Source organism: uncultured Adlercreutzia sp. (assembly GCA_910585575.1).
Classification (GTDB): domain Bacteria; phylum Actinomycetota; class Coriobacteriia; order Coriobacteriales; family Eggerthellaceae; genus Adlercreutzia.
This window is the reverse complement of the sequence record CAJUFS010000060.1, coordinates 1-16,094: the sequence shown is the minus strand read 5'-3', so window position 1 is coordinate 16,094 and position 16,094 is coordinate 1. Positions and strand designations below refer to the sequence as shown.

Sequence of the window (16,094 nt, the reverse complement as noted above, 5' to 3'; positions counted from 1 at the left end):
GCCGGTGATGAGGAAGTACCCCTCGATATCGCCCCCCAGGTGGTAGGACACGTCCTCGAGGCAGCGGGCGCAGGCCGTGGTGGCATCGGCCGCGCTCTTCCCCTGCACGAGGATGGCGTCGCCGGTGTTGGTAACGTCCACCGACCAGGAGACCGGCCCGGTGAAGGTGTAGCTGTCGGGGCCGCTGGCCAGCTCGGGCACCTCCACCGTGCCCTCGAAGTGGTCCATGGCGGCGGTTTCCATAAGGGATTCCGGTACGGTGACGAGCACCTGGTTCCGTTCGGTCATGGGCGTTCTCCTTTCAAACAAGAAGACGCGCCGTCGCGGGCGCGCCTTCCACAAGCTTCAGTGTCTGTCGCCCCTAGCGCGGGCCGGCCGTGGCGTTCAGGCGGTCGCGGCAACGGCGGGTGTTGTTCAGCAGCGTGTCGAGGCTCTGCTCGATATGCCCGAACACCTCGTCAGCGTAGTCCTCGGCGCCGGCGCGGGTCTGGCGCTCCAGCTCGCGGGCGTCGGCCAGGATAGTGTCGGCCTGCTGCTGGGAGATGCGCACGATCTCCTGCTCGGAGGCGATGGTGATGGCCTGGCTGCGCGCATCCTCGATCATGCGGTTGGCCTCGACCTCGGCATCGTCCAGCAGACTCTGACGCTCGCGCACAATTTGACGCGCCTGGGAGAACTCAGCCGGGAACAGATCGCGGATCTCGTCCATGATATCGAACGCAGCGGCAATGTCCACCTGACGAAGATTGCCCTTGCCGAAGACGGGCTTCGAATCCTCCAACAGGATAGAGAGCTCTTCGAGCAGTCCCAAAACTCCGGTTTCGTCCATGTTGATCCTTCCTGACTTTCAAATCGCGCTGACTGCCTGTAAAAGGGCATCAGCACGTAAGACATCCACGATGAGTTTTTTCATTCTAACATGATGGAGAAGCTATGGAATACCGTGGTTATTCAGGACACAAACGCTCCATGAGGTCGATGCTCGTGTCACCGAAATGTCGATGAGACGCTATCTGGAAGCCCGCTGCCGCAGCCCCTTCCGCCACGGCCCCGTCGGCGGCGGCATCGTGCTCGTAAGAGATGATGACGTCTTCGGCCAGCTGCCCCTGACCATCCAAACGGCTGATGAGCCCGAACACCTCGACTGCGTCGACGGCATAAGGAGGATCGAGAAACACCAGATCGAAGGGGTTCTTCTGCACCGGCACGCCGCGCTTGAGCACATCGGCGCGCACCAGGCGCGCCTCGGCAGGCGTCAACTTCATGGCAGCGATGTTGCGCTCGATGACGGCCGCCGCCTCCCGATCTCGCTCGCAGAACACCGCCCGCGCCGCGCCGCGCGAAAGCGCTTCCAGACCCAGGGCCCCCGAGCCTGCAAAGGCATCGAGCACCACGGCATCGTCAAGGCCATCGCGAGCCGAGATAAGCGCGCTCATGAGGGACTCGCGCACACGGTCTGTGGTAGGGCGGGTGCCCTGCCCCTTCGGCGCCTCCAAGCGACGCCCCCGATGTTCTCCAGCAATGATGCGCATGGCGGTACTCCTTTTACTGATAGTCTCCCGAGGGCGCAGCCACGGGGTACCTTGATTCGCTCAAACAGTCCTCGCTTGGTGAAACAGCCCACTGGGCTGTTTCAGTCGCTGTGGAACTCGCTCGGTCAAGGCACCCCGTGCCTGCGCCGGGCGTTGTCCAGAGCAGCTTCAGTTAGCCTCCTGCTATGGTCGCTTCGTTCTTGAAGGCCAGGCGGACTTCGCGGGCAAGCGCCCGGTGGTCAGGCTCCTCCAGATTGGGATCGAGATCGAGAATGGCCTGGGCGTCTTTGTGGGCCGCCTCGATGACGGCGCCGTCACGCATGATGTTCACCAGCTTGAGCCCGCTGGCGCCATGCTGACGGTTGCCGAGGATATCGCCCTCGCGGCGCAGGGACAAGTCGTAGGCCGCCAGCTCGAAGCCATCGTCGGTGGTTTCCATGGCCGCCAGACGCGCCAGAGACTCGTCGCGCTTGGAGGCGGACACCAGGTACACCTCAGCCGATTTCTCACCACGGCCCACGCGACCGCGCAGCTGATGGAGCTGGGCCAGGCCGAAGCGGTCGGCGTCTTCCACAATCATGACCGTGGCATTGGGCACATCCACACCCACCTCGATAACGGTAGTGGCCACCAAAACGTCGATCTCTCCCGCACGAAAGCGCTCCATGACGTCCTGCTTCGCCTCGGTACCCATGCCGCCGTGAAGCAGCTCGACGCGATACTCTGAGAACGTGGAGTTCTGCAGAATGCGGGCCTCCTTGGTGGCCGCTGTCACGTCGGCAGCGTCGAAATCCGTTTCGGCATCGATAGCCACGGCGGGATGATAGGCCTCGTCGCCCGCCGCATCGGCGGCGCTGGCCTTTCCCGCTGCCTTCCCATCGCGCTCTTCGGACGAGCACCCTACCAGGGGGCACACCACATACACCTGCTCACCGCGGGCCAGGGCCTCGCGGGCTGCGTCGAAGGCAAAGCCCTGATCCTGCTTGGACAGCACCTTCGTGGTGCGCTGGACGCTGTCATGAGGACGATGCTTGATATAGGACAGCGACAAGTTTCCGTACAGGGCTAAGGCCAGTGTACGCGGAATGGGCGTGGCCGTCAGGTACAGAGCGTCCGGCGCTTCTCCCTTGGCCAGCAGCTTCGCCCGCTGATCGACGCCGAAGCGCTGCTGCTCGTCGATAACGGCCAAGGTCAAGTGCGCCGGCTGCACGTCGTCAGACAAGAGCGCGTGGGTGCCGATGAGCACGTCCAGCTCGCCGGCGGCGAACAGCTCCAGCATGGCCGCCCGCTCGGACGCCGTCGTGGAGCCCGTCAGCAGTCCGTGGCTCACACCGGCGGCCTCCAGCAACGCGCCCAAGCCTTTGTGATGTTGCTCGGCCAGCACCTCGGTCGGCGCAAGCAAGAGGGCCTGGCCCCCGCTGTCGGCAGCAGCGGCCAAGGCGAAGCCGGCCACCACCGTCTTGCCCGTGCCCACGTCGCCCAGCAGCATGTGATTGGCCGTGACAGGAGCCGCCATGGCCTCAAGGATCTCATCCCGTGCGCGCTCCTGCTCGCCGGTGAGCGAAAAGGGCAGCGCGTCGGCGAAGGCCCGCAAACGAGCGCCGTCCACGACGTGGACCGTAGGCTCGCAGCCCGCCGTGCGCGCCGCGCCCTCCTGCATAAGGAACAGCTCCAAATACAGCAGCTCCTCATAGACCAGGCGCCGCCGGGCCTCATCGGCCTCGGCGCGCTGCTCGGGAAAATGAATGGCCTGCAGAGCGGCGTCGCGGCTCATGAGCCGATAGCGCAGACGCAGCCCCAGAGGCAGCGGGTCGAAGGCGCCGCGCACCAGCTCGAGCCCATTGGCCACAATGCGCCGCACCCAGGCGGCGGAGAGCTTCTCGGTGGCCGGGTGCACCGGCACCACCGAGCCCGTGACCGTCTGGCCCTCCCCCAACACCTCGATAAAGGGATTGGTCATGCGTTTGAAGCCGTAGTCGAAGCCTACCTTGCCCGACACGGCCACGGCATCGCCGGCCTTGATCTGGTCCATCAGCCACGGCTGCCGAAATGCCGTAACCATCAAAAGCCCCGTCTCATCGAGCAGGGCGATTTCCACCAGGGACAGATTACGGCGGGGCTTCTTCAGCTTGATCTCGTGCACGGTGCCGCGAATAGTGCACATCTCCCCGATGCGCGCCCCGGCCACCGTCTCCACCGCCGACAAATCGATATAGGACCGCGGAAAGTGAGTAACCAAATCCCGCACGGTGCGGATGCCCAGTTTCTCCAAAGCTCGCGCGCGAGCAGGACTAACAAGACGAACCCGAGAAACGGGTTCGTCCAAAGCCAACGTAGCCTGTTCACGATTCAAAGGCATTGTTTAATTTGCTCTTCCTTATATCTCTTTATTTAAACCTTTTGTATCAGAGGTTCGCCCAAGGAAGTCAGCGAGAGTCCGACAGGTGCCTGATATCGCGCCGCCTTTGGGCCAAGCGGCCTTCGCGCCGCGCCGTGCCCAAAACAAGGTGCGAGATCAGGTGCCTGTCGGACTCGCAGCATCGAGTCGTTCCGTTCGCTCCGTCAGGACGAACGGAACATCGCAGCGAGTTCCGCAGCGAACGAAAATGTCCAGTGGACATTTTCGCCGAGCGAGGACTGTCTGAGCGACTGAGCATACCCGGAGTCTCGCCCCCGGAGGATTTACAAGCAGAATTTACTCAACTGAGAAAATGATCGGATACAAGGGCTGGCCGCCGCGCTGAGCGTCAATCTCCAGGTCCTCGTAAGCCTCCTCGATGCGCGCCACCAGCGCCTCCAGCTGCTCGTCGGTGTAATCCTCGCCGGCCAGAATGGTGCAGGTGTCGGCGTCGTCGGCATCCATCTTCTCAAGCAACGTGAGCACCGCACCCTCGACCGTGGAATCCACCGCGTCGATGGAGCCGTCGGCAATGCCGATGACATCGCCCTCGTGGATGGGGTTGCCCTCGGCGTCCTTGGAGTCCTTGATGGCCCAGGTTACCTCGCCGCTCTTCACGGCCTGGGCCGCCTCGGTCATCTCCTCGACGTTAGTTTCCAGGGACGCATCCTGGTCCACGGCGAACAGCGCCGAGAACGCCTGGGGCACCGACTTCGTAGGCACCACGGCGCAGGGGAACTCGGCCAAATCGGCGGCGGAATTGGCCGCCATAACGATGTTGGAGTTGTTCGGCAGGATGATGACGGCCTCGGCGTTCACCGACTGGGCCGCCTCCAGCAGGTCCTTGGTGGAGGGGTTCATGGTCTGACCACCGGACACCACCACGTTCACGCCGAGGCTCTTCAGGATGTCGGCGTTGCCGTCGCCTGCCGCTACGGCCACAAAGCCGAGGGACTTTTTCTCGGCCTCTTCCTCGGCCGCCAGCTTCTCGGTGCGCTCGGCGCTTTGAAGCTCCATGTTGTGAATGAACACCTCGGAGACCTGGCCGCGCTCCAGGAAGTAGGCCAGCACCTGATCGGGGTGATCGGAGTGCACGTGCACCTTGAACTTCGGAACCTCGCCCACGCACAGCTCGCAGTCGCCCATGGTGCCGAGGAACTTCAGAGCCTCGTCCTTGTCAAGCGTGTCGGAATCGACCAGGAACTCGTTGCAGTAGCGGAAGTTAGAGCCCTCCCAGTCGTTCACCTGCTCGATTTCCACCTTGGGGTGGGCGTTGCGCAGGAAGGACATCTCGTCGACCATGGTGCCCGAACGGCCCAGCAGCGCCGCCACGAAGGCATCGAACAGGATAGCCAGGCCAAAGCCGCCGGCATCGACCACGCCATGCTCCTTCAGCACCGGCAGCAAGTCGGGCGTGCGCTGCACCGAAGCGTAGGCCTCGGCCACGATGGCATCGAGGGCCGCCTCGGTATCAAGGCCCTCGTCGGCCGCGTTCTTCGCCGCTGCGGCCGCATCGCGCAGCACGGTGAGGATGGTGCCCTCGACGGGCTTGCGCACCGCCTGGAAGGCCACCTCCTGGGCCTTGGTGAAGGCACCGGCCAGCGACTCGGTGGACAGCGTATCGAAGCCCTGGCTTCCCTCGCACAGGCCGCGCAGAATTTGAGAGGTGATAACACCGGAGTTGCCGCGCGCACCCATGAGGGCGCCCGTGGTGATGGCCTTGCGAATGTCAGCGCCCGAGGCGCCGATGGGCAGGTTGGCCACGTTGCCCACCACGCTCTCGATGGTGAGCGACATGTTCGTGCCCGTATCGCCGTCGGGAACGGGGAACACATTCAGACGGTTGACTTCCTCTTTACGGTCGCCAAGCGTCTTGGCGGCGGCGGCCACCGCGTTGAGAATGTTGTTGGAAGAATAAGTAGTAGACATGAGAAACCGATTTCTCCTTCAGGGGCAGCGCGCGCTGGCGCGGAGCCCATCCGCGATGAGCCTAGCGGCGCACCTTGACGTCCATGACATGCACGTCGACGCCCGCCAGAGGCACTCGTGCGTATTCTTTGAGGGCGAAGCTGACCTGATCGATCAGGTTGCGCGAAACCGTGGCGATGTTGGTGCCGTACTCGACGATGATGTACAAATCAACATGGACGCCCTCTTCGAGGCTGTTGACCACCACGCCGCGGCGCAGGCGGGAGGCGGGAAGAATTTTCGCGATGCCATCGGCGGCATTGGGAGCGCACACCCCTACCACGCCGTAGCACTCCATGGCGGCATTGCCCACCATGTCGGCCAGCACGTCGTTGGCGACATGCAGGTTGCCGGGAATCACAGAACTCATGGGAGGTTTCCTTTCCGCTGAGCTGTTTGGACTATATCGGGAAAAGTATACCGCATAGGGCGGCATGGGACCGTTACCCCCTGTTGACAGTGAGCATATTCCACAACCGAACTGTTCCCCAAACGCAGAAAAGCCCGCGGTGCGGGCTTTTGACGCTCTTGAAAAGAGAGGGTCGGAGCAGGGGCAACGCCTAGGCGCGCTCGACCTTGCCGGCCTTCATGCAGGAGGTGCACACGTTGGCGCGACGGACATGGCCCTTCGCGTCACGGATGGTGACCTTCTGGATGTTGGGACGGAACATACGGTTGGACACACGGTGAGAGTGGCTGATGCTACGACCAGCAACCGGGTGCTTACCGCAAACTTCGCAAACCTTCGACATTACAATCAACTCCATTAATACCAGTAAAACTGTTTTGGGACAAAAAGCCTTGATACTATATCACAGCATTTCGGGCGGAATCAACCACTTTATTCGATTATGAGCAGTCGTTTACACGAAGGGCACGTTCCCAGCGGTGCCTGGGCGCGCAAATCGATGAGACGGCCGCTGTCGATGGTGACGCGGCACACCCCGCAGCGGTTGCCGTCGAGGGCTCCGATGGCCACACCGCCCGCCCGGGCCGACGTGCGATCGTAGGCCTTCACCAGCTCGGCGTCGATCTTGCCCACCAGCTGGTTGCGGGAGGCCTCCAGCTTGGCGATGGCCAGCTTAAGGTCGCCCCCCTGCTTCTGGAACGAATCGATCGCCTCCTGCTCTTTGGCGCTCACTTCCTCGAGCGCCAGGGTGATCTGCGCTTCGATGTTGCCGATTTTGTCGAGCTCGGCCTGGACGGCGGCGCGATCCTCGGCCAGGGTGCCGCGGCGGCGCACAATGCCGGCCAGCTCTTTCGTGCGGGCCTCCACGTTGCGGAAATCGCCGTGGGCAGCGTCGATGGCCGCCTGGACGCCAGCCTCCTTCTTGGCCAGCGAGGCATCCTCGTCGTCGATGCGGGTGATCTTGCGGGACGTGGCGCGCTTCACCTCGGCCACCTTGGCGCTTTGAGCCTCGATGGCGCCGCGCTTCTCGCGGGCGGCCACGATAATGCCGCGCTGGGGCAGTTCGTCGAGCTCTTTGGTGCGGCGCATGATCTCGAGGTCGATGCGCTGCAGTTCGAACAGACTATCAATGTCTTCGCGGGTTGCTTCCATGGGCATCTCCTTCGATCATTATTCTCTCGGTGACAATAATAGACGAAAAGTTAGCCCCTGGAGCCACAGGATGGAAAAACCTCATTTGATCGGGCGCGAAAGGAAGGCACCCCGGCCGTCCCCCCTTGTCAGAGGACCTGGGGAAGGACGTCGGGGTGCCACGTGACCAAAGACGGGCTAAACGCGCACCGCCTCGGGATGCCACCAGTTGTCGGATTGGTCGATCACGACAACGGCGTTCTCGGGGACGCCCGCCTTGCAGAGCGCCTCGGCCAGCACCGCGGTAAGGGGCAGCTCGCTGGCATCATGGCCCAACTCGATGACGGCCAGGCCAGCCTGGGAAAGATCGAGGGCTTCGTGGTACTTGACCTCGCCGCAAATGAGAACATCGGCCCCCGCGGCCAGGGCGACCTTGCCCGTGGGGCCCGCCGAGCCCGTGGCGGTAACAGCGGTTCTCACCGGCTTGTCAGGGTCGCCCCACACGCGCGGGGAGCGCCCGAACACGGCGGTGCAACGGGCCGCCAGGCGCGCCAGGGTCTCGGGGGCGTCGTCGTTGGCCGGCACCTCGCTGATCTGGCCGTAGCCCTTGCGGCGCGAGCCTGCTAGCGGCTCGGCAAAGCGGCCCGTAAAGCGCAGGCCCAGCATGCCGGGAAGCACACGGGCGACCTGCGGGCTGACGTCGAGGGCCGTATGGAAATCCATGAGCGCCACCTGGTGGCGAATAGCGGCCCATACGCCGGCGCCCGAGCTGAGGGCCACGCTGGCCTCAGGGGCAAAGTTGTCGGGCGCCGCCAAGAAAGCAGGATGGTGGGTAACGAGCACATTGGCGCCCGCGGCCGCCGCCTCGCCAATGGCCTTGACCGTAGGATCGAGGGCCACGGCCACTTTTGTCACCGGCAGCGCGCGCTCCCCCACCGTGAGCCCCGTGCGGTCCCAGGACTCGGCGTCTTCGGCGGGAAACTCCTTGAGCAGCGCCTCTTCGAGCGCGCCCACGGTCATCGAGAACACGCGGGGCGCCAGCGCCGAAGCGCCACGCTTCGAGAGCGCCTCGCTTTTCGCCGCTGAACGCTCCCCTTTGTTGAACAGACCCATAGCTATCAGCTTCTTCCCAAATCGAGCTTCGCCAATGCGGCGGAGCATGGTAGGTATCCCAGCGTCAGTGCACCTTTGAAGACGCCTCTGACGCCGTGGCCGCGCCAAGCTGCTTTCCGTGGAAAGTCAGGCCAAGGCGCACCCTATTCGATGGTAATGCTTCGGCGATCGCCTGTGGCCGTCGGCACGGTAACGCTTCGGTACCCCGCCTGGTACATAAGATCGTAGGCCGCGCGGATATCGCGGGCCACGTTGGCCGGATCATGGGAATCGCAGCCCACCGTGCAGGGCACGCCCGCGCGGCAGAAGGCCGCCAGCAGCGCCGGGGCCGGGAACATCTCGGCACAGGCGTAATAGCCGCCCGAGGTGTTCACCTCCACCATGCGCTCGCCGGCCCGAGCCGCCTCGGCCATGGCCTCGTAGAGCGGCTCTCGGTCGAAGCTGGGCGCATAGCCGAACTTCTTCGCCAAATCCGGATGGGCCATGCAGTCGTAGGGGTTGGCCCTATCGGACGCGGCCTGGCACCACAGCTCGCCGTAGCGGCGCCAGATGGCATCGGGGGCGCCGGGCTCTTCCCAGCGGCCCTTCTGCGCCGGGTCATCGAAGGCCCAGCCGTCGATGAAGTGCACGCTGCCCAGTTTGAAGCGATACGGGGCCAGGTCGGCCTCGGCTATAACGCGATCCTCCAAGCTGCCCAGATAGTCCATCTCGGTGCCCACGATGAACTCGATATGAGGGTGGGCCGCCCGCGCCTCTTCGATTTCGGCCAGGTAGCGCTCCACGTATTCGGGACGCATGGATAGATACTGGTCGGGATCGAAGGCCGCCGACAGCGGATAGTGCTCGGTGAAGGCCAGGGTGGTGAGGCCAGCGGCATCGGCCGCTTGGGCATACTCGGCCACCGAGCCGACGCCGTGGCCCGAGTAGACGCAATGACAGTGGGTGTTAACCAGTTCCATAGCTTCTCCTACCAGTTCAGAACTTTTTTCAGCGCGTCAAGGAAGGCCTCGATATCGGCGCGCGTGGTGTAGCGGCCCATGGAAACGCGCAGGGCGTTGTAGGCCTCGTCGCCGGTGATGCCCATGGCCTTCAGCACATGGCTCGGCTCCAGCGAGTGCGATGAACAGGCGCTGCCCCCGGCCACGCACAGTCCCAACTGGTCGAAGCGCAGCACCATGGTCTCGCTTTCCAGCTCGTCGGCGAGAAGATGAACGATGTTGGGCAGATAGTCCTCGCTGCCCGCCTCCACATCCACCGTGGCCTGCACACCATCGAGGGGCATGATCTCGGCATAGAGCGCATCGCGCAGCACGCGCAGACGCCCGGACTCTTCCTCCTGCGCCGCCTGAGCGGCCTCGAGCGCCGCCGCGAACCCCTCGATGCCGGCCACGTTCTGGGTGCCGCTGCGCCGTCCCGACTCCTGGCCACCGCCCAGCAAAAACGCCTCGAAGGGCGTGCGGGCGCGCAGATAGAGGGCACCCACCCCCTTAGGGCCGCCGATCTTGTGGGCCGAGAAGGAAGCCGCGTCCACGTCGAGCTGCTGAAGGTCGAGCGGCATCTTGCCCAGGGCCTGGACGGCATCGGTATGGAACAGGGCCCCGGCTTCGTGGGCCACAGCTGCCAGCTCGCGAATAGGCTGGATGGAGCCCACCTCGGAGTTGGCCGCCTGCACCGATACGAGCACGGTGTCCTCGGTAAGGGCGGCCTCCAAGGTGCGCACCTCCACGAAGCCGTCGCGATTGGGGCGCAGGTAGGTGACGCTCACCCCTTCCGCCTCCAGGCGCTTGCAGGGGGCCAGCACAGCATCGTGCTCGATGGCCGAGGTGATGACGTGCAGCGGGCGGTCCCCCTGGCCGGCCAGGCGCCGTTGCTGGGCCGCCCCGCGCACCAGCCCGAAGAGCGCAGCGTCGTCGGCCTCGGTAGCGCCCGAGGTGAAGATGATCTCGTCGGGGCGACGCGCCCCCAAGGCCCGAGCCACGCGGCGGCGCGCGTTTTCCATCAGGTCGAAGGCCCCGCGGCCCAGCCGATAGAGCGCATTGGCGTTGGCGTTCACCGCCAGGTTCATGGGGCCGGGCACCTGGAAGGGCTCCATGGCCAGAGCCGCCTCTTCGCACAGCGGCGCCGTGGCGGCATAGTCGAGATAAATAAAGGAATCAGATGCTTGATCGGTCACGATGGGTTGTCTCCTCGTTCAACTTACACATATGAAGAGCGGCCGGGCGGATGAAGCTGCTCGAGTCGCCTAGGCGCAGGCGTCCAGCACGGCCAGGCGCGCCGCATCGGCGGCATCGCGCACCGCCGCCAGGGCCTCGGCGGGGTCGGGCGCGGCGAAGACGGCATTGCCGCACACGAGCACGTCGGCGCCGGCGGCCGCCACCAAAGGCGCCGTAGCGGTGCCGATGCCGCCATCCACCTGGATGAGCATGGCCTCGTTGCCGGCAGCCCGGGCCATGGCGGCCACCTCGGCCACCTTGGTCTCGGAGCCGGCCATATAGCTTTGGCCCGAGAAGCCCGGCTCCACGGACATGACCAGGGCCATGTCCAGATCGGCAATAACCGGCGCCAGCGCCGATGGCGGCGTCTTCGGCTTCAAGGCCGCCGCAGCCATCAGGCCCGCTTCGTGGATTTGGGCGATGGCGCGCACCAGATCAGCCTCACTCAAGGCCTCGACGTGCACATTGAGCAGATCGGCCCCGGCATCGATGAACCAGGGCAGCTCCACCAGCGGGTTGTCGATCATGAGGTGCACATCGCACACCAGGCTGGTGGCCGGCTTCAGCTGTTTGAGCAGGGGCACGCCCATGGTCAGGTTGGGCACGAAATGGCCGTCCATGACGTCGATGTGGACGAACGCCGCGCCGGCGCGCTCGATGAGCGCAATGTCGGCACCAAGATCCAGGAAGTTGGCGGACAGAATGGAAGGGGCAATCTTCACCGGTTGAAACATAAGGCCGTCCTTGCTCGCAGAATTCCGATGGCCCCATTCTACAGGTTTGACTCGACGTCAAGGCCGTATAATAAAGCGACAGCGGCAAACGCTCACGCCAGGAGCAGAAAGGTGGTCGTCGATGCCCTCCGATGCGCGCACGTTCTACACCTACCCCACCACCTTCGGCCCCATCACCATCGGCAGCAACGGCACTGCTGTCACTGCGATCATCCTGGGCGAGTCCTCTCTACCGGGTCTTCGCAAGCCCTCCGCCCTTACCAACCAGGCCGCCAACGAGATCATGGAATACCTGGCCGGTAAGCGCACTGTCTTCACCGTGCCCTGCCAGCTGGCCGGCACAGCTTTTCAGCAGCAAGTGTGGCGCGCTGTAGCGAACATTCCCTATGGTCAAACGCGCACGGCCCGCGATCTGGCCGAAACCCTCGGCGCTCCCGATTCGTTTCGCGCCGTAGGGGCCGCCCTCAAGAAGTGCCCCGCCCCCCTACTGGTGCCCATCCATCGCATTGTCAGCGCCGCGGGCAAGCCCCTGGGCAGCGGCCAGGCGGCAGCAGTAGCGCGCGCCCTGCTCCATCTGGAAGCTCCAACCCATTCCTAAGGCGGCCAACGCATAAAAAAAGCTCCTCCGGCAGGGGAACCGGAGGAGCTTGCTCAATACGCACGGAGGAGAAGGGGAACGTGCGCATGGTCTTGGTTTCCGCCGCGAGGGCTTGAGAGAGGAGAGAGGAGGGTTCACGCAGGAGACGGTGCGACGGAAGCTCGGGATAGGTTGTCAAGGAGCTGAACGGTGCGGGACGTTTGCTTGCGGCCACCTGAAAGGCTTTCGTATACGGCAAGATTGCCTTGCCTTCCTCCCAGGTTTGCCGCTCATCCCTTCCGATCGGCTGATGACAACAATAAAGCCTCCCCTGCTCCAAGGGAACAAGGAAGGCCTTTCGGTTAAATCCGCGTATGCACTTCGTTTACCCGACGAAACCTGATGATGCAGGTGAACAATATGCCCTGCTTAGTAGAACTCCGCCTTGAGCGGGCGATCGATGAGGGCTGCGGCGGCCTCGCGGGGCGGAACCTGCTCCCACACCACGCTGCGCACCGTGTCCGTCAGGGGCAGCTCCACCTGATAACGCTCCTCGAGGGTGGCAAGGGTCTTGCAGGCAATGGCTCCCTCCACCACCATGTGGGTCTGGGCCGTGAAGTCGGCCAGGGTAAGGCCGCGGGCCACGTACTGCTCGCCGAAGCGGCGGTTGCGCGAGTGCTGGGACATGCAGGTAACCACCATGTCGCCCGCGCCGCCGAGGCCCATGCAGGTGAGCGCCTGCCCGCCGCAAGCCACCACCATGCGGCTCATCTCGGCCAAACCGCGTGTGATGAGCAGCGCCGCCGTGTTGTCGCCGAAGCCCATGCCATAGGACACGCCTACGGCAATGGCGATGACGTTCTTGAACGCCGCGCACAGCTCCACACCCACCGGGTCGTCGGAGGTGTAGGTGCGGAAGGCCCGCGTGGCGAACAGGTCGCGGAAGAACAGCGCGGTCTCCTCATGGGCGCTGGCCACTACCGCTGCCGAGGGCTTGCGACAGATGACCTCTTCGGCATGGGTGGGGCCGGACAGCACGGCGAAACGGTCCGGATTGCCCAGCTCGTCGGCGAAGGTGTCGATGGGCAAAAGCCCCGTCTCCTCCTCCACGCCCTTCGAGCAGATGACGATGGGGGTATCGCGAGCAATGAGCGCACGCAGATCGGCCGCCACCGAGCGCAGCGCTGCCGACGGCGTGACGATGACCACCGCTTCGGCGCCCTCCACAGCCTCGGCGTAGTTGCTGGTGGCGCGGATGCACGCGGGCAGTCGGTAGTCGGACAGGTAGCGCGGGTTGCGATGATCGGCGTTGATGGCCTCGGCCACCTCGGGCGTGCGCGCCCACAGCATGACGTCGTGACCGGCTTCAGCCAGCACCAGCGCCAGCGCCGTGCCCCAGCTGCCAGCTCCGATAACTGCTACGTTCATGAGACTCTCCTTGCAAGTCTTCGGGGGACGGGGCCACGGGGTACCCCGATTCGCTCAAACAGTCCTCGCTTGGTGAAACAGCCCACTGGGCTGTTTCAGTCGCTGCGGAACTCGCTCGGTCGGGGCACCCCGTGTCCCCGTCGAACTCAACCAAAGCAGAACGCTAACGGCTACTTCTTCTTGCTTCCGATCTTGTTTTCGGTGCCGGCGCGCAGGCGGGCGATGTTCTCGCGGTGGGCCCAGATGACCACGGCGGCCGTGGCCGTGATGATGAGCCACGCCACCCAGTGACCGCCCAGGCCGTAATAGTAGAGGCCCAGCAGCGGGCAAACCACGGCGGCGGCCAGGGAGCCCACGGACACGCAGCGCGTCAGCGCAATGCCGAGGGCGAAGACGATGATCTCGATGAGAAAGCCCACGGGCCCGTAAACAAACACCAGGCAGGCGGCCGCCACGGCAATGCCCTTGCCGCCGTGCCAGCCGAGCCAAGGGCTGAACACGTGGCCCAAGGTGCAGCCAGCGAAGGCCAGGGCCGCCACCAGCGTCACGGCGTTCAGCGCCGGGGTGGCGAAGGCTCCGTAGAGCCCGCCGCTCACCGTCAACTCGGCGGGAAGGGCGGCCACCATCGGGGCGATGACCCACACCGCCAGCCAACCCGCCAGCAGACCCTTGCCGAAGTCGAGCACGAACACCGCTGCTCCCCCGGCTTTGCCCAGGGTGCGCATGGCGTTGGTGGTGCCGATGTTGCCGGAGCCCTCGTCGCGCAGGTCCTTCTTGTAGGCCAACTTGGAGACGATAACGCCCCAGGGAATGGAGCCGAGCAGGAACGTGATGACGAAGGTAAGGGCAAGATAGCCGAGAACGATCATGGACTAGTCTTTCTTCTTGAACTTCAGGCGGATGGGCGTACCGGTGAGGTCGAAGGCCTCGCGCATGCGGTTCTCCAGGTAGCGCTCGTAGTTGTCGTCCACGACATCGGGGCGGTTCACGAAGAAGGTGAAGTGCGGCGGGCAGGTGCCCGTCTGCGTGACGTACTTCATGCGCAGGATGGCTTTGCCCTTCGACACCGTGTGCCCCGTCTCGCGAATGCCGGCGAGCCAGCTGTTCAGCTGGTTGGTGGGAATGGTGCGGCTGTAGTTGGCGTACACCGTGTCGATGGCCTCCCAGATGCGGTCGACCTTCTTGCCCGTGAGCGCGCTGATGGCCACCACCGGCGCGTAGCCCACGAACGTCATGCGGTCGGCAATGCGCTCGCGTATCTTCTCCTTGGCCTCGGGGCCCTCCACGATGTCCCACTTGTTCAGCACGATCACCATGGCGCAGCCGCGCTCGGCGGCGTACCCGGCCACGCGCTGGTCCTCGTTAGTAAGCCCGAGCGTGCCGTCGATGACCAGCAGCGCCACGTCGGCCCGGTCGATGGCGCGCATGGCGCGGACGAAACCGTAGTACTCCACGTCCTCGTCGATCTGGCTCTTGCGGCGCAGGCCCGCCGTGTCCACGATGCGGTACATGGTGCCGTCGTGCTCCACCAGCGTGTCGATGGCATCGCGGGTGGTGCCGGCCACGTCGGACACGATGGAGCGATCGTTGTTGGTCAGCTTGTTGGTAAGCGAGGACTTGCCGGCGTTCGGACGCCCGATGATGGCCACGTTGATGGCATCCACTTCCTCTTCCGGCGTCCAGTCGGTCTTGCGCAGCACGTTCACCACGTCGTCGAGCAAGTCACCCGTGCCGTTGCCGTGCTGAGCGGAAACGGGCCACGGATCACCCAGGCCCAGGGCGTAGAACTCCCACACCTCGTCCATGCGCGCCGGGTTGTCCATCTTGTTCACCACGGGGAACACCGGCTTGCCGGACTTCTGCAGAATGCGCGCCACCTCTTCGTCGTCGGCGTTGATGCCGGTTTTGCCGTCCACTAAGAAGATGATGACGTCGGCCTCGCGGGTGGCCTCGAAGGCCTGGGCGCGGATGGAACCCTGGAAGGCGTCCTCGTTGCCCATTTCGATACCGCCGGTGTCGATGAGCATGAACTCCATGCCGTTCCAGTCGGCCTTGTGGTAGCTGCGGTCGCGGGTGACGCCGCGCATTTCGTGCACGATGGCATCGCCGGTTTGGGCGATGCGGTTGACCAAGGTGGACTTGCCCACGTTGGGGCGGCCCACGATGGCGACGATGGGAAGAGCCATGATGTGTTCCTCGCGTTTCTTACAGCGCCGGCGGGGCGGCCAGCGCGATGATCTCAGGAAGAAAATCCAATGGGTTACAGGATACCACGTGTATACGGGTCGCCGTCTCCGTTTCCATATCCTGCACGGTAGCATCGTCAAGCGTCACGCCGTTGTCATTCAGAATGACCTTTGGGAGGAGGAAGAGGTCGCCAGATGCTTCCTTTATTGCCTTCTCGATGTCGCAGGCGCAGAGGAGGCCGGTTACGTTTACGTTGCCGCCGAAGTAGTCATTCTTCACCGTAAGGGGGATCAGGCAGCCGGCCAAGGGGCTTTTGGCAATCATGGCGTCGAGGAAGGGCTGCATGGCTTCGCCGATGATATAGCAGGCGGTGAGGCCGGCGGCCTTGAGGGCCTCGGCGGCGC

General features: G+C 64.3%; 16 protein-coding genes and 1 pseudogene. 1 reads left to right on the top strand and 16 read right to left on the bottom strand.

Annotated elements, in window-relative coordinates; translation table 11 throughout:
* The 12 genes and pseudogenes from QZ307_RS08480 to rpe all read right to left on the bottom strand — a co-directional run.
* Positions 1 to 288: pseudogene (locus QZ307_RS08480) on the bottom strand (DUF177 domain-containing protein); the annotation flags it as partial.
* A gap of 73 nt (positions 289 to 361) precedes the next feature.
* A complete protein-coding gene (locus QZ307_RS08475) occupies positions 362 to 829 on the bottom strand; it encodes an ATPase (RefSeq protein ID WP_295998602.1) in 468 nt (155 codons plus the stop codon).
* Between the two features lie 118 nt (positions 830 to 947).
* On the bottom strand, positions 948 to 1,553 hold the full coding sequence (rsmD, locus tag QZ307_RS08470) for a 16S rRNA (guanine(966)-N(2))-methyltransferase RsmD (protein WP_295998605.1): 606 nt from the start codon (positions 1,551 to 1,553) through the stop codon (positions 948 to 950).
* 151 nt (positions 1,554 to 1,704) lie between these two features.
* Positions 1,705 to 3,891 (bottom strand): ATP-dependent DNA helicase RecG, encoded by a 2,187-nt coding sequence (locus QZ307_RS08465; protein ID WP_295998599.1) that lies wholly within the window; start codon positions 3,889 to 3,891, stop codon positions 1,705 to 1,707.
* 336 nt (positions 3,892 to 4,227) lie between these two features.
* Complete coding sequence (locus QZ307_RS08460; protein ID WP_295998597.1) at positions 4,228 to 5,859, bottom strand: DAK2 domain-containing protein; 1,632 nt, start codon at positions 5,857 to 5,859, stop codon at positions 4,228 to 4,230.
* Positions 5,860 to 5,920: 61 nt separating this feature from the next.
* The gene (locus QZ307_RS08455; RefSeq protein WP_275207508.1) at positions 5,921 to 6,268 is read right to left on the bottom strand and encodes an Asp23/Gls24 family envelope stress response protein; all 348 of its coding nucleotides are present in this window, start codon (positions 6,266 to 6,268) and stop codon (positions 5,921 to 5,923) included.
* 190 nt (positions 6,269 to 6,458) lie between these two features.
* Positions 6,459 to 6,650 carry a 50S ribosomal protein L28 gene (gene rpmB, locus QZ307_RS08450; RefSeq protein WP_028027152.1) on the bottom strand — a complete coding sequence of 64 codons (192 nt, stop codon included), beginning with the start codon at positions 6,648 to 6,650 and terminating at the stop codon, positions 6,459 to 6,461.
* 89 nt (positions 6,651 to 6,739) lie between these two features.
* Positions 6,740 to 7,459, bottom strand: coding sequence for a hypothetical protein (locus tag QZ307_RS08445; RefSeq protein WP_295998587.1), 720 nt, complete (start codon positions 7,457 to 7,459; stop codon positions 6,740 to 6,742).
* Between the two features lie 177 nt (positions 7,460 to 7,636).
* Entirely contained in the window at positions 7,637 to 8,551 is a 915-nt protein-coding gene (locus tag QZ307_RS08440) for a Nif3-like dinuclear metal center hexameric protein (RefSeq protein ID WP_295998584.1), read from the bottom strand.
* Between the two features lie 143 nt (positions 8,552 to 8,694).
* Positions 8,695 to 9,510 carry a histidinol-phosphatase HisJ family protein gene (locus QZ307_RS08435; RefSeq protein ID WP_295998580.1) on the bottom strand — a complete coding sequence of 272 codons (816 nt, stop codon included), beginning with the start codon at positions 9,508 to 9,510 and terminating at the stop codon, positions 8,695 to 8,697.
* Positions 9,511 to 9,518: 8 nt separating this feature from the next.
* Entirely contained in the window at positions 9,519 to 10,724 is a 1,206-nt protein-coding gene (locus QZ307_RS08430) for a cysteine desulfurase family protein (protein ID WP_295998577.1), read from the bottom strand.
* 69 nt (positions 10,725 to 10,793) lie between these two features.
* On the bottom strand, positions 10,794 to 11,498 hold the full coding sequence (rpe, locus tag QZ307_RS08425) for a ribulose-phosphate 3-epimerase (RefSeq protein ID WP_295998574.1): 705 nt from the start codon (positions 11,496 to 11,498) through the stop codon (positions 10,794 to 10,796).
* Between the two features lie 121 nt (positions 11,499 to 11,619).
* On the opposite strand from rpe, the gene QZ307_RS08420 reads away from it, so the two are divergent.
* Entirely contained in the window at positions 11,620 to 12,096 is a 477-nt protein-coding gene (locus tag QZ307_RS08420) for a methylated-DNA--[protein]-cysteine S-methyltransferase (protein ID WP_295998571.1), read from the top strand.
* Between the two features lie 408 nt (positions 12,097 to 12,504).
* Here the strand turns inward: QZ307_RS08420 and QZ307_RS08415 are convergent, their stop codons facing one another.
* From QZ307_RS08415 to QZ307_RS08400, 4 genes are all read right to left on the bottom strand, one after another.
* Positions 12,505 to 13,503, bottom strand: a complete 999-nt coding sequence (locus QZ307_RS08415; RefSeq protein WP_295998567.1) for an NAD(P)H-dependent glycerol-3-phosphate dehydrogenase — start codon at positions 13,501 to 13,503, stop codon at positions 12,505 to 12,507.
* A gap of 170 nt (positions 13,504 to 13,673) precedes the next feature.
* Complete coding sequence (locus QZ307_RS08410; RefSeq protein ID WP_295998564.1) at positions 13,674 to 14,372, bottom strand: glycerol-3-phosphate acyltransferase; 699 nt, start codon at positions 14,370 to 14,372, stop codon at positions 13,674 to 13,676.
* A gap of 3 nt (positions 14,373 to 14,375) precedes the next feature.
* Positions 14,376 to 15,689, bottom strand: coding sequence for a ribosome biogenesis GTPase Der (der, locus tag QZ307_RS08405; protein WP_295998561.1), 1,314 nt, complete (start codon positions 15,687 to 15,689; stop codon positions 14,376 to 14,378).
* Between the two features lie 19 nt (positions 15,690 to 15,708).
* A partial coding sequence (locus QZ307_RS08400) for a DUF512 domain-containing protein (RefSeq protein WP_295998559.1) occupies positions 15,709 to 16,094 on the bottom strand: 386 nt, incomplete at its 5' end.